At 31.8% G+C, this 13,965-nt stretch carries 11 protein-coding genes; 1 reads left to right on the top strand and 10 read right to left on the bottom strand.

From position 1 onward, the window contains the following. The 10 genes from ACIQ11_RS04230 to ACIQ11_RS04185 form a co-directional block, all read right to left on the bottom strand. Window positions 1-432, bottom strand: a 432-nt coding sequence (locus tag ACIQ11_RS04230; RefSeq protein WP_396153108.1) for a transposase, incomplete at its 3' end; no start/stop codon positions are given. A gap of 124 nt (window positions 433-556) precedes the next feature. Then, window positions 557-1,996 carry a nucleoside recognition domain-containing protein gene (locus tag ACIQ11_RS04225; protein ID WP_396153106.1) on the bottom strand — a complete coding sequence of 480 codons (1,440 nt, stop codon included), beginning with the start codon at window positions 1,994-1,996 and terminating at the stop codon, window positions 557-559. 91 nt (window positions 1,997-2,087) lie between these two features. Next, complete coding sequence (locus ACIQ11_RS04220) at window positions 2,088-3,176, bottom strand: fasciclin domain-containing protein (protein WP_396153104.1); 1,089 nt, start codon at window positions 3,174-3,176, stop codon at window positions 2,088-2,090. Window positions 3,177-3,202: 26 nt separating this feature from the next. Next, window positions 3,203-6,523, bottom strand: a complete 3,321-nt coding sequence (locus tag ACIQ11_RS04215; protein WP_396153101.1) for a carboxypeptidase regulatory-like domain-containing protein — start codon at window positions 6,521-6,523, stop codon at window positions 3,203-3,205. A 93-nt stretch (window positions 6,524-6,616) separates the two neighbouring features. Further along, window positions 6,617-8,254: a glucose-6-phosphate isomerase gene (gene pgi, locus ACIQ11_RS04210; protein WP_396153099.1), complete on the bottom strand. Its 1,638-nt coding sequence runs from the start codon at window positions 8,252-8,254 to the stop codon at window positions 6,617-6,619. An 11-nt stretch (window positions 8,255-8,265) separates the two neighbouring features. Next, entirely contained in the window at window positions 8,266-9,498 is a 1,233-nt protein-coding gene (locus tag ACIQ11_RS04205) for a peptidoglycan DD-metalloendopeptidase family protein (protein ID WP_396153097.1), read from the bottom strand. A gap of 14 nt (window positions 9,499-9,512) precedes the next feature. Beyond that, window positions 9,513-10,433 carry a tryptophan 2,3-dioxygenase family protein gene (locus ACIQ11_RS04200; protein ID WP_396153095.1) on the bottom strand — a complete coding sequence of 307 codons (921 nt, stop codon included), beginning with the start codon at window positions 10,431-10,433 and terminating at the stop codon, window positions 9,513-9,515. 8 nt (window positions 10,434-10,441) lie between these two features. Next, window positions 10,442-11,212 carry a DUF3108 domain-containing protein gene (locus tag ACIQ11_RS04195; protein WP_396153093.1) on the bottom strand — a complete coding sequence of 257 codons (771 nt, stop codon included), beginning with the start codon at window positions 11,210-11,212 and terminating at the stop codon, window positions 10,442-10,444. Window positions 11,213-11,589: 377 nt separating this feature from the next. Continuing rightward, complete coding sequence (locus ACIQ11_RS04190; protein ID WP_396153091.1) at window positions 11,590-12,537, bottom strand: tRNA dihydrouridine synthase; 948 nt, start codon at window positions 12,535-12,537, stop codon at window positions 11,590-11,592. 111 nt (window positions 12,538-12,648) lie between these two features. Then, a complete protein-coding gene (locus tag ACIQ11_RS04185; RefSeq protein ID WP_396153089.1) occupies window positions 12,649-13,101 on the bottom strand; it encodes a 6-pyruvoyl trahydropterin synthase family protein in 453 nt (150 codons plus the stop codon). A 65-nt stretch (window positions 13,102-13,166) separates the two neighbouring features. On the opposite strand from ACIQ11_RS04185, the gene ACIQ11_RS04180 reads away from it, so the two are divergent. After that, complete coding sequence (locus ACIQ11_RS04180; RefSeq protein ID WP_396153086.1) at window positions 13,167-13,769, top strand: 2OG-Fe(II) oxygenase; 603 nt, start codon at window positions 13,167-13,169, stop codon at window positions 13,767-13,769. Window positions 13,770-13,965 lie beyond the last annotated feature (196 nt).

Here is a 13,965-nt window from a genome sequence, read left to right as displayed (position 1 = left end):
ATCTGAAAGAATTGCTTTGTAGGAAGAAAAAGAAAAGCTTTTATAATCTATACCCAAGTGATGTTTTGGATTTAGATGAATATACTGAATCACATTTTTTAAATATTCTTCATTTTCAATTTGTATTCTTTTGAAATGTTTTTCAAATAAACTTCCAGTTCTATTATTTTGTTTGTTAAATGCTTTTGCATAAGCGTTAAATAAATTCGATAGTGCTTGTGTCACATCTTTTTCATTATTAATTTGAAACACAAAATGAAAATGATTATCCATTAAGCAATAGGCAAAAGTTTCTACTTTACGTTTTAAATATTTCAAATATAGTTTTAGAAAGTAGCGTTTATTTTCATCAGTATTGAAAATAGTTTCACCATTAATACCCCTGTTATAGATGTGATAAACTTTGTCTTTTTCTAAAATTTCAAGTTTCATTTGGCATTTATTTTCAACTATAAGGTTTCAATAACCTTTTTGGTCTTGCTTATTATTGGTTTATTTTTATAATTTTATACCTACAAGGTTTTGGAAACCTTGCAGGAATTTGGAGATCCACCCTCTAAAAAAACCAACTCGCCACAGCAATCGCGGCAATTACACAAATTAAATCTACTAATAGCATAATTCCTAAAGTATATCGTGTGTTTTTTACGTTAATACTTCCAAAATAAACTGCAATTACATAAAAAGTAGTTTCTGCACTGCATTGAAAAATAGCGCTCAATCTTCCGGTTAATGAATCAACTCCAAATGTGTTCATTGCATCAATCATAAATCCTCTTGAGCCACTTGAGCTGAAAGGACGTAACATAGCAACAGGTAACGAATCGGTAATTTGTTTGCTTACGCCAATATTTGAAAACACAAAAGAAATTCCGTTGCTTATAATTTCAAACAAGCCACTATTTCTAAAAAAAGAAATGGCTACCAACATTCCCATTACATAAGGAAAAATAGTAACACCAGTAGTTAAACCATTTTTTGCACCGGAAACGAAGGCATCAAAAATTGTGGTTTTTTGCTCTATGAATTTACTTTCTTTGGTGAAGGCATAAATCAATGTAATTCCAATGATAGCAATTAACATTAAACCTGACAAATTAGAAGTAAAGAAGTTTTTTTCCACTAAATTTAATCCGTTAACGTAAAACAATAATCCAGTAATTGCAGCAATTATAGTCATTAATCCAACGATTAAAGTAGCGCTTTTAAAGTTTATTTTCTGTTTAATTCCTACAATCAAAAGCGCAGCAATGGTACCTATAAATGAGGTGATGATACAAGGCAACATAACATCTGCTGGATTTTCCGCATTTGCTGCTGCACGATAACCAATAATGGATGTTGGAATCAAAGTTAACCCTGCGGCATGCAAACACATAAACATAATTTGCGCATCGCTGGCTTTGTCTTTTTCTGGATTAAGTGTTTGTAGACTTTCCATAGCTTTTAATCCGAAAGGCGTTGCAGCAGAATCTAATCCTAAGAAATTTGCAGCAAAGTTTAACGTCATATAAGAAACCGATTCGTGATTTTTAGGTACAGATGGAAATATTTGTGCGAAAAACGGACTTAATTTTTTGGCTAATTTTTCGGATGCGCCTGAAATTATTAGCAACTCCATCAAACCGCAAAAGAAAGCCAAATACGCCATAAGAGGGAAAATAATATCGAACAAACTGTTTTTACAAGTGGGTAATAAACCATCCGATTTTTGTGTGCCACTGTAAATTTTTACGGTTTGATTTTTATAAACGTAAGTGGTATCTGGATTTAATGTATCTCTATTAATGGTAAAGGTTTTTTCTTCGGATTTTTGAATACTATCTTTAATAAAAGCAGGGATTTCTTTTAAAAACTTTTCCGAAATTAAAATAGGATCATCTTTTTTTCCATTTAAAACATAATCTACAGAATATGTGTTTTCTGCAAATAAACTTACTATAATAAACACTATAGAAGAAATAAAAATAGTCAACCAAAATCTACTTAATACCATATTGTATTTTTTTTGTAAATGTATGATTTTATAAGATAAAAAAAAACCGTTCCAAAATCAATTGGAACGGTTTAGTATTTATTAGGTTTTTTTATAAAGTAGGTTGTAATACTTTATCAATGATGTGTGCCACACCATTTGAACCTTGAATGTTAATTGTTCTAATAGTTGCATTAGCTGCTGTAATATCAGCAATTTTTACAGTCCCAGCAGCTATTGAAATAGTTTGTTGTGGACCGGTTAATTGTGTATTAATAACCAAAGGTGTCGTAACAGGAGGATTAGGTGCGCTTGCTGGTGCCACAAAAACAGTTGAAGACGAAGCTCTAGTATTATTGTTTGCTATGTGGTATCTTAATACTTTAGTAATATTTGCATCCGATTGACCTGTTAAAAACGATGCACTCGAAAAAGCTGCATTAGTTGGAGCAAAAATTAATCGAGATAATGATGATGCAGATGATGATGGAATAGGACCCGTTGCAGATGTAACATCAGTTAAAACTGCAGCTTGTGGCGCTGAAGTCAACACACCTACTAAACTAGACAAATCTGGATTGGCAATAATTAAGTTGTGTACTTTTGGAATACTTAACACATTACTAATTACATGTATAATTCCATTACTTGCATTAATATCTGCTTGTAAAACAGTTGCACCGCCATTAGTATTTCCGCCATTAAGAACTACACCATTTGTTTTATTTACATACATACTAATAAAAACTGAGCTAGACGTAAGTGCTTGTTGAGGTGGTGTTGATGCAGCAGTAAAACCTGTAATCAAAGGAGAAAAAGTAGAAATATAACCTTTTGATGGAAAATCTGAAGCTATTGTGCCTATTGATAAAACGTGGTATTGTAATATTCTTCTTAAGGTAGCAATATCAGCAGTTGTTGTTGTAGCGGCTATTGTAGCTTCCGTTATTCCGGCCGCAATGAAAGCGCTATTTTTTGGAGCAAATACCGTGTATGATCCTGGGTTTCTGAATGTATTTAGTAAATCTGTTTTTACTAAAGCTGCTTTTAGGATGCTGAAATTTGCAGCATCAGCATCTAATATCTCTACAATGGTAGGATATTTTTCAATTACATTATTTGAATCACTTTCACAAGAAAATGATAATAATGCTACAGTTACTACTGCAAACACTTTTGAAATTTTATTAATTAGTTTCATATTTAAATTATTTAATTTTAGTTATTTTATTTTCCGAATGTGTATCTTAGTGTGAATTGTGCTTGCCAAACATCAAATACCGATGAATTATTAGATAAGGTATCTTTAATTAGATATCTTTTACCATTATCATCGGTTTGTTGTGCCAATTGAAAACCTGGAACATAATTGTTTGCAGCACTTGGAGCTTGATTAACCGATAATATTTGTGTATTTGTTGCTCTTTTCGAAACGCCCCAATCATTATTTAACAAGTTTGTGAAGTTTAAGATGTCTGCTCTAAATTGAAAAGATTGTTTTTTTCCTTTTATTTTTAAGTAGAAATCTTGAGTAACAGATAAGTCTAAACGGTGTAACATAGGTAACTCAGATGCATTTCTGTCCACATATTGCCCACGTTTTGTTTTTAAATAAGAATCTTGTTCAATATATTTATTGAAAGCTTCTGCTTGTTGAGCGGCAGTAAATAAAACCTGACTTACACCTCCAAAATTTTGAGTGATATCAACAAATCTAAGCTCTGAAGCATTATTAGGTACGTACAATAAATCATTTCCGTTTACACGGTCACCGTTGATGTCACTTCCATACGTATAAGTATAAGGATTTGCTTTTTCTCCAACATAACCAATGTTAAATGAAGTAGAACCCCCATATTTAGTTCCGTAATTTAATTTATATCCTATTAAACCTACAATTCTGTGAGGCGTATTGTTGTTTGAATTCGATAAATCTAAATTGTTATTTCCTAATACAGATCTTGCATTTGTCCATGACCCTGAAGCAATAGAACCAGCAGACATTAAATCTTGAGCATTTGATTTAGTATAGGCAATTGAACCCCAAAACCCTTTTTTATAAGGATATTCTAACTTAAATGTTGTTGAAACAAAATAACCTTGGTTAGAGTTTGATAATACAATTGCATTAGAAACATTATTATTTATTCTAGACCCTGCATCAGTTCCTGAATAGAAAGGCCTGTTATCACCTGCATTATTAATTGTTCCAACTGGAGCTGCTAAATTGGCATTGTAATAAAACACTTCGTTTATGTTTTGGCTATAAATTCCTTCAAATGAAGCTACTAAACCAAAAGGTAATTTTTGATCTATAGCAAAATTTGTTTTCCAAGACTGAGGAAATTTGAAATTATCATCAGTAAAAGCCAAATCAAACGTAGATGGTAATTGAGGTGTACTTGGAGTAAAGTATTGACCTGGATTAGCAGTAAACCCGTAACCGCCGTTAATTAAGTCTGCACCACTTACATCAACAAAACCAGTTAATACCCCATTATTTCCAATTGCGTTAGATAAAAACACAAGTGGTGGTCTACCTGTAAATATTCCTGTTCCACCTCTAAAAATGGTTCTTGCATTTTTGTTTACATCTAAGTTAAATCCAAATCTTGGTTCAAACAAGTATTGGGTTTTTGACATGTTTCCGGTATTGAATTTTTCGCCATTTGCAAAAGTCATTGCTGTAACTGCAGGATTTTCCAATGCAGTATCCTCAAAACTAACAGCAGTAGCTCTAATACCAAAAGTAAGTTTTAAATTATCTGTGGGTTTGTATTCATCTTGTGCATAAACATCAATTTTATTAGATTTTAATACTTGCATTGGTTCTGCACCACCTGGCAATGCAGAATATCTGTATTGAAATCTTGATGGTAAATTTGCAACTGTTGTAGCTGGAGCACCATTATTAGCAACCGTTTCAGCTACCGCTCCTTGGAATGCAGCTAAACTATCAAAGATATACACCCCATTTGACGCTGGGAAGAAATTGTTATTTGATACAAATCTTTCAAAATTTGCTCCAAATAATAAGGTGTGTTTTCCAAAATTACCAGTAATATTATTGGTAAAATGCAATGTAGAATAATCTAATAAGTTAGAAGGAGTAAATGGGTCTAAACCAGCAGAAATGTAGTTATTTGCACCTCTTTTAATATCAATAGTTGGAAAAAGTCCGCCACCTTGTAAGCTTCTATTTTCTAACTGTTTATCATATCCTGCAATAAAGTTATTAGACCATTTTTCTGAAATTTTCCAATCCCATTCTAAAACAGCAGATCTTGTATTGTCTTCAATAACGTAACCGCTATTTTTGTATGACATAGAAAAAACGTTTGTTCTTCTGTTACCAAAACCAGCAGAGTTTGAATTTGAAATTAATTCATCAGCTCCAGAATCATGGTGCACATAACGTGCTGTTAACTTATGATTGTCATTAATATTCCAGTCAATTCTTGCTAAAAACTTTTTAGATTCTCTAACAGCATCAAAATTTTCAAAAGCACCTGTTTCGTAGCCAAATGAGTTTTGTAATAAGTTAGATACATTTACTAAATCAGTATAAGCTGTTTCAGATACTTGTGCTCCAGCATTTGGCGATCCTGATGAAGTCCAAGTTGTTGCTGGACTAACATTATCAATAGTTTCAAAGTTACCAAAGAAGAATAATTTGTCCTTTATAATTGGTGCGCCAATTCGAGCTCCCCAAATTTTTTCTTCAAATTTTGAAGGCGTAATATTTATATTTCCGGCTCTTTCACCTAAATATTCTTTTTTATCATTTCTGAATGAATGATAAACAGAACTTTCAACTTCATTTGTACCACTTCTAGTTACCGCATTAATTCCTGAACCTGTAAAACCTGATTGTCTAATATCGAAAGGAGCAATGTTTACTTGAAGTTGTTCAATAGCATCTAATGAAATTGCAGTAGAACCTGTTCTACCTCCAGCTTGAGAATCTGAACCCAAACCAAAACCATTATTAAATACAGAACCATCAATTGTAAAATTGTTCAAACGAGAATCTTGCCCTCCAAATGTTCCGTTACTTCCAGCATTTGCATTGTATTTTGTAATACTGTTGATGTTTCTAGAACCAATAATTGGCACAGCGTTTATCTCTCTGTTAGAAAATTGCTGACCCGCACCCGTTTTACTTTTGTTAAAAGCATCTTTAGAATTTACAGATACAATTTTTACTTCTTCAATAGAATTAATGGCACTTTGCATCTCAATATTAATTACAATTGAGTTTCCTAGTGGAGCCGTAATTTCTTCAATTACAAAAGGGTTATACCCTACATAATTTACTTTAATTGTGTAAGGACCTCCTGGTCTTACAGAATTAGCCGAGTAATTTCCTTTTTCGTCAGCTGTCGAAAAGTATTTTGTTCCCGTGGGAACGTGCTTAATTTCTACAACTGCAGCTGCAAGAGTTTCACCTGTTGAAGATTTTACAGTACCAGTTATAGCTGATTTTGTAACTTGTGAAAAACCAAATGCCGAAATGAATAGAAAAAACCAATAAATGTTCTTTTTCATGTTTTTTTAGTTAAATATTTTTGACAAAATTATAAAAATTTTAACAAATCACATTAAGAAAACATTAACACTTATTTATTTTATTAACAATTTTCAACTAATAAACTTACTTAATAGCGTAGTTGTTGAACTGTCATGGTTTTTGATATTTCCGCTTTCTATTTCACTTAAAATAGAATTTGCCAATTGCTTTCCAAGTTCAACACCCCATTGGTCATAACTATAGATGTTCCAAATAATGCCTTGTACAAAAATTTTGTGTTCATACAAAGCCACTAATGCGCCTAAACTTTCTGGAGTTAATTTTTTTATTAATAAAGTATTGGTTGGTTTGTTGCCTTCAAAAACTTTAAAAGGTATTAAATCTGCTACTTCAGCTTCTGTTTTACCTTGTGCTAAAAATTCTGAAAGTACTTGTTCACGAGATTTTCCTTTTAATAAGGCTTCTGTTTGTGCAAAAAAGTTAGACATTAATTTGTTATGATGGTCTTTTTCACCATAAAGGGGTTCAATAAAACCAATAAAATCTGTTGGAATTAGTTTTGTTCCTTGATGAATTAATTGGAAAAACGCGTGTTGCGAATTGGTTCCTGGCTCGCCCCAAACAATTGTTCCTGTTTGGTAATTTACTTGTTTTCCATTTCTAGCTATAGATTTTCCATTGCTTTCCATAATACCTTGTTGTAAATAAGGCGCTAGTTTTTGTAAATATTGTGTATACGGAATTAGTGCTTCTGTTTCTGCACCAAAGAAATTATTATGCCAAATACTTAACAACGCTAATACTATAGGAATGTTATTTTCAAAAGGCGTATTTGCAAAATGCACATCCATTTTATTAGCACCTTTTAATAATTGATTAAAATTATCGTATCCAACAGCTAAACTTATAGTTAAACCAACGGCACTCCATAATGAAAATCTTCCGCCAACCCAATCCCACATAGGAAAAATATTTTCGGGTGCGATACCAAAGTTGGTTACGTTTTTCAAATTTGTTGAAACGGCTACAAAATGTTTGGCAATATCTTTCTCAGTAGCATGCTGTAAAAACCATTTTTTTACGGTTTCAGAATTGGTTAAGGTTTCCTGAGTCGTAAATGTTTTAGAAACGATAACAAATAAAGTAGTTTCAGGATTTATTTTTTTTAATATTTCTTGTACATGATCGCCATCTACATTAGAAATAAAATGTGTGTTTAAATTGTTTTTATAAAATTGTAAGGCTTCCACAATCATGGCCGGACCTAAATCCGAACCACCAATTCCAATATTCACCACATCTGTAAATGGTTTTCCAGAATATCCTTTCGCTTCTCCAGAAACGATATAATTTGTAAAATCTTTTATTTTATTTTTCGTGTCATAAATTTCAGGAATTACATTTTTTCCTTCAAACAAAACCACATCGTTTTCATTAGCACGTAATGCGGCATGAAGCACGGCTCTGTCTTCGGTTTCATTTATTTTTTCTCCTGAAAAATACTTTGAAATAGCATCCGGCAAACCTACTTCATTTGCTAATTCTATAAGTAATTGTATGGTTTCTTCAGTCCAATTATTTTTTGAAAAATCTACATAAAATTCATCCCATTCAATATTGAATTTTTCAGCTCTTTTGGCATCATTTTGAAACAAATCTTGAATAGATTGTTGTCCAGTTTCTGAAAAATGCGATTTTAATTTTTGCCAAGCTTTTGTTTCTGTTGGATTGATATGTTGTAATTTCATGATAAAATTGTTTATTCTTTAAATGTTTTTGCAGTGGTTTCGTCTAATTCTTTTTTTAGCGGTGCAATTGTAGCTAAATATTTTGTTTTTTGTTTTTTTGTCATTGGTTCCGAAGATGGCAATTTTAAGCGCAAAGGATCTACTTGCACGCCATTTTTCCAAAAACGATAACATACGTGCGGACCCGTAGCTAAACCGGTACTTCCGACTTTTCCAATAATTTGACCTTGCGTTACAGATTGCCCTCTACGAACTAAAATTTTCGACATGTGAAGGTATTGTGTAGCGTATTTTCCGTTGTGTTTTACTTTTACAAAATTTCCGTTTCCAGAACTATATCCCGTGGCTTCTACAACTCCTGAAGCGGTTGTTTTTATAGGTGTTCCGTGTGGTGCAGCATAATCTGTTCCATTATGTGCTTTCCAAGTAAATTGTACTGGATGAAATCTTCGAGTTGTAAATTTTGAGGTTAATTTGAAAAAGGATAAAGGTGCTTTTAAAAACATACTTTTAGCTCCCGAAGCTTTTTCGTCATAATATTCTGGATTTTTTTGATTCTCATTTAATTTATATGGGAACGCGTATATTTTTTTTCCTTTGTATTCAAAATAAGACGCTTCTACTTCGTCTACTCCTAAGTATTCGCCGTTTTCAAAATATTTTTCTTTGACGGTTACGGCAAATTTATCTCCTTTTTTTAGCTTGAAAAAGTCAATTGAATATTTATAAATCTGTGCCAATTCGTTTGCTAAATCAGCGCTTACACCTTTTCTTGATAAAGTTTCTGATAAAGATCCGTCCAACTCTGCCGCAATAGTTCTTCTTTTTATAACGGTAGGGCGTTTTTTTATTTCTACACGAATCGAATCCCGTAAATCAACCACCAAAAAGCTGGTTTTGTCTTGCACATAAACCAGGGCTTTTAAATTTTTCTTGTTTTTTTTATCGGAAAAAGTTAGAAAAGCTTTACCAGCTCGGATGGTTTTTATATTGAAAGAATCCTTAATTTTTTCTGTAACATCAAATGTTTTTAAACTATCTGGCAATGTATACGCTTCTAAAATAGTGCTAAATGTGTCTCCAGATTGCAAGGTGTCTTCTACCACTGAAAAATCATTAAAAGTAAATCCGTATTTTTTAATTATTGGGATTTTTTTTGCGATTTTATCTGTTGTTTTTTTGTCATTTTCTTTATTTTGACATGAAAACGTGAGTAATAATATAGCGTATAATATATATTTCAAATCTTGTTTTTTAATTATTCTCCCCAGTTTTCTAATTCATCTTCGCTCCAAAGTTCTGGAAAGAAAATACGTTTTTGGTATTTTGGTAGCATGTATTTTTTCCAATCACTTCCGCCAGTAGCTTCATGATTTCCGGGAACGCTTTCGATATATTTTTTTGCAGCATTAAAATGTCCCATCACCCAGGTAATGTTTACAGTTTTGTCGTAATGACGCATAGCTGCTACTAATTCTGGATTTTTTTGATCGTTTTCTGGTAATTGTTTAAATTTTTGCCAAAGATTTATGGTATTATATTCTTCCATAAAAGCCAAAAATTCCTTTTTATATTTTCGTTCGAATTCGCTTAACAAATATGATTTTTCTCCTGTTTGATGATCTTTTCCTGCGGCTTGCCAATATAAATGTTCTAGCGCGTGCGTGTAAGACGTATTTCTATCAATGGTTGCTCTAAAACGGAAATCGATTAAATTAATCAAATCGGTTGATGCAAATTCGATCATTCTGTATTGCGCACTTTGAAAACCACTTGCTGGTGTTAATGTATTTCTGAATTTTAAATATTGTTCAGGTTCCATTCCTTCTTTCATAATATCAAAAGAAGTGGTTAACATATCAAAATAGCGGCTAATTCTGTTTAATCTTTCTGTAAAAAATTCAGTGCTTGGTGCAGTATCGTGACACACTTGTTCCATTTCCCAAAGTATCATTTTAAATAACAATTCATTCACCTGATGATACATAATAAACACCATTTCATCTGGTAGGGTAGAACGCTGAATTTGTAAATTTAAAAGCGCATCGGTTTGGATGTAATCCCAATACGTTATTGGTTTTGCCCAAAGTAATCCTTCTAAATGGGTTTCAGTTTTTTGATTTATTTTTCCGAACTTTTCATCTAATTGTTCGATTTTTGTTGAAATAGAATCTTGCAAAATAAGTATTATTTAAAATTTATAGGATGTTTTAATCCTTTGTACTGATCAATATCTGCTTTTATAGAACCAACTGCTAAACTGGCTTTTACTCGTATTGGAATTTTATTTTCATCGTCTGATATCCAAACAGTTAAACTCTCTTCTTCTTTAAAAACACGCCCAGCTTGAACAAGTGGTTTAAAAACCATACAGTTTATTTCTCCAAATTTAGAGTTTATATTTTCTTTACCAACAAATTTAAGTTTAAATTTTGTAGTTTCTTCATCAAAAAACATATCTATTGTTATGGATTCGCCTACTGCTAATTTGTCAACTTTAGGGTGATTTCTTAGATAATAAAAAGATGATACAATATCCTGAATATTTTCTGGCACATTAAACGTTTTTTCAGTTTTGTTTTTATAATCTTTTACTAAAACGGTATTGTTGTTTTGGTTGAAATAGCCTTGTTGATTTTTCGTATAGCCACCTTCGTTTATATTTCTAATAAACACATAAGGTTTGTTGGTTTCTTTATTAAAGTAACTTTCATAGTTGTCTACTACTTTAAACATCATTTTAGTCATACCAGTTGTGTAACCTTTTCCAATAACATGGTGCATTTTTTTACCATTCAGTTCTGCATCTTTCACTTCTAAAGTGGCATAGCCAGCATTTATTAGTCCGTAATGTATTCTTAATTTAAAAAATTCACCGATTGCGTAAGAATCTATTTCCTCAGTATCAAAAGAGTTTGAAAGTACAAACACAGTAAAAAGTAAAATTATTCTTTTCATTTTATAAGGTTTTCTTTGAAGAATGCAATTATTGTTCCAAAGTTACAAAAAACAAAAAACCCAGTCAAATGAATTAACTGAGTTTTTATCTTTTAACCAACCAAAAACTATAAATTATGAAAACTTATACGCAATATGAGTCTACTACCTCTCAATTGCTCTGCAAAGATATGTTAAGATTTTATATTTTATTTAATAAAAAATCAACTTTAACACTTTTAACGGAAATAATCTCAATAAAAGCGGTTAAAATTTAACAAAATAAAAAAATAGATCACTTTTTTTATGTATTTAATAATATTATTTTTGTTTCGATTGTTTTGAATGATTAAAAAAAGCAGCTATTTATATTATTTCTAATAGTATAGACAAGTTTATTAGAATTTAGAAGAAAATATTTCTTTAACAGCAAGTTCGTAATTTCTTTTACTTTGAGCTTTTTTAATTTTCTTAAATGTTTTTTGGGTATCCGGAAATGATTGTGAAAAGTATTCCCAAAAGCCTAACATTTTCATTCTAATTGGCGTTGGGCCTTGCAAAAACGCATCGTATTCCTGATAAATTTCATCGTGAAACGCATTAAAAATCTTAAACCTATCTTCTGGATATTCGGTAATATTATTTTTAATCATATTAGGTAAAAATGGATCGGCAAGTAAGCCTCTACCAATCATAAAATGATCAATACTCGGAAAGCGAGCTTGCATGTCTCTAAATTTTTCAACGGAAGTAATATCACCATTATAATACAATTTGTGTTTAGAAACATCCAAACAACGTTGAAACGAATCTAAATCCACATCGCCTTTATAGACTTGCTTACCAATTCTGGCATGTATAGCAATATTTTTTATAGGGTATTTTTCTAAAATCGGGAACACATCTAAAATTTCTGCTGCATTTTCATAACCCATTCGCATTTTCATCGAAACCACAATATTCGTTTCGCTGTGAACTTTATCTAGAATAGAATGAATTCGCTCGGTATTACTAATTAATCCAGAGCCCATACCGCATTTTGCCACCATTGGATACGGACAGCCTAAGTTCCAATTGAGCTCTTTATAACCAAGTGATTGTACGTATTTTGCTACAAATAAAAACTCATCCGCATCGTTAGTTATAATTTGCGGAATTACTTCTAAAGTCGTATTGTTTTCTGGAAGAATATCACGTTCGTATGACGCTTTAATTTCTAATTTTCCATTTAATCTGATATAAGGCGAATAGAACGTATCAATACCACCAAAGTGTTTATGAAACGCATTTCGAAATCTAAAATCCGTAAAACCTTGTAAAGGAGAAGATAATAAAGTAACGCTCATATTTTTAGATTTTTAGATAATAGATTTATAGATTAATTAGAATGCTAACATTTTTTTTTGAATAATTTTTTTTCAATTTTTTTTATCTAAAGGGTCTAAAAATCTAAAAATCTATACATTATCTGAAGCAAACCATTCTGCAAAAGACGATTCCGTTTCTTGCAAACGTAGCGAATGTAACTGAATGTCTTTAGGCAAACGCGCTCTAATTTTATTTGCAAAATCCACTACCATGTTTTCACTTGTAGGTTGATAATCCACTAAAATTACATGATGTCCGCGATTCTGTAATTCTTTTGCCAATTCTACGTGTGGGGTATTTTGGTTAAAAACCGTAGCGTGATCAAACACATCCACAATGTCTTCTCGGACAATTTTTTTTAAATCGGAAAAATCAATTACCATTCCGAATTTTACGTGATTTGAATCTGTAATCGGCTCACCAATAACCGTAACCGATAGTTTATAACTATGTCCGTGTACGTTTTTACATTTTCCATCATAGCCATAAAGGGCATGACCCGTTTCGAAATTAAATTGTTTGGTAATTCTAATTTTACTCATGATGTGATAATTGAAATGCAAAATTACGAAATTATTCACATATCTTTGCTTCAAATGTGCAACTAATGGAATTGAATCCGCTTTACGAAACCATAATTACCGATTTATTAGAAAACCAATATGCCGTTTGCGATGCTTTTTTTTCAGAAGAAGCGGTGCAGATTATGCGTGCCGAATTAGAACAGAAATTGGAAACAACCGAGTTTAAAAAATCCGCAATTGGAAATAAATCGTATGAAGTGGTGAAAGAAGAAATTCGTGGTGATTATATTTTTTGGTTGGATGAAGAAGATAAAAATCAAGCTTCAGAAACGTTTTTCAATACCATCAACGATTTTGTAACTTACATTAATGCGACTTGTTATTTGGGCATTTCCACTAAAGAATTTCATTATGCGATGTATCCAGAAGGCACTTTTTACAAACGTCATTTGGATGTTTTTAAAAACGATACGAAAAGAAAATTATCTATAGTGTGTTATTTAAACGATGAAAATTGGCAACCCGAATTTGGTGGCGAATTGGTCATTTACAAACCAGAAGAAGACATTAAAATTTACCCACTAAAAGGCAGAGTTGTCATTTTTGAAAGTCAAATTTTAGAACACGAAGTAAAACCTGTTCAAAGAAAAAGATTTAGTATTACGGGTTGGTTGAAAACGAGTTAGATTTTTTATTTGAAGCAGATATTTTTTATTTCAGTTCACTTTTTGTCCCGCTATCCGCTATATCTTTTTAAAATTGTTACCTTCGAGAGCCACAGGAAACAATTTTAAAAAGGATGCCGCTACTATCGGGGCTAAAACACAAAAACTAGTTTCTAAAAGACTATTTCTTAAACCCTTCCAACGCTTTTTTCGTGAA

The organism is Flavobacterium sp., from assembly GCF_044361065.1.
Taxonomy (GTDB): Bacteria; Bacteroidota; Bacteroidia; order Flavobacteriales; family Flavobacteriaceae; genus Flavobacterium.
This window is presented reverse-complemented; position numbering and strand designations above follow the sequence as displayed.

What these genes read in the sequence shown, in the direction of transcription:
- ACIQ11_RS04215 (WP_396153101.1), bottom strand. Translation starts at nt 6,523, where the DNA reads ATGAAAAAGAACATTTATTGGTTTTTTCTATTCATTTCGGCATTTGGT.
- ACIQ11_RS04190 (WP_396153091.1), bottom strand. Translation starts at nt 12,537, where the DNA reads ATGAGCGTTACTTTATTATCTTCTCCTTTACAAGGTTTTACGGATTTT.
- pgi (WP_396153099.1), bottom strand. Translation starts at nt 8,254, where the DNA reads ATGAAATTACAACATATCAATCCAACAGAAACAAAAGCTTGGCAAAAA.
- ACIQ11_RS04180 (WP_396153086.1), top strand. Translation starts at nt 13,167, where the DNA reads ATGGAATTGAATCCGCTTTACGAAACCATAATTACCGATTTATTAGAA.
- ACIQ11_RS04185 (WP_396153089.1), bottom strand. Translation starts at nt 13,101, where the DNA reads ATGAGTAAAATTAGAATTACCAAACAATTTAATTTCGAAACGGGTCAT.
- ACIQ11_RS04195 (WP_396153093.1), bottom strand. Translation starts at nt 11,212, where the DNA reads ATGAAAAGAATAATTTTACTTTTTACTGTGTTTGTACTTTCAAACTCT.
- ACIQ11_RS04220 (WP_396153104.1), bottom strand. Translation starts at nt 3,176, where the DNA reads ATGAAACTAATTAATAAAATTTCAAAAGTGTTTGCAGTAGTAACTGTA.
- ACIQ11_RS04225 (WP_396153106.1), bottom strand. Translation starts at nt 1,996, where the DNA reads ATGGTATTAAGTAGATTTTGGTTGACTATTTTTATTTCTTCTATAGTG.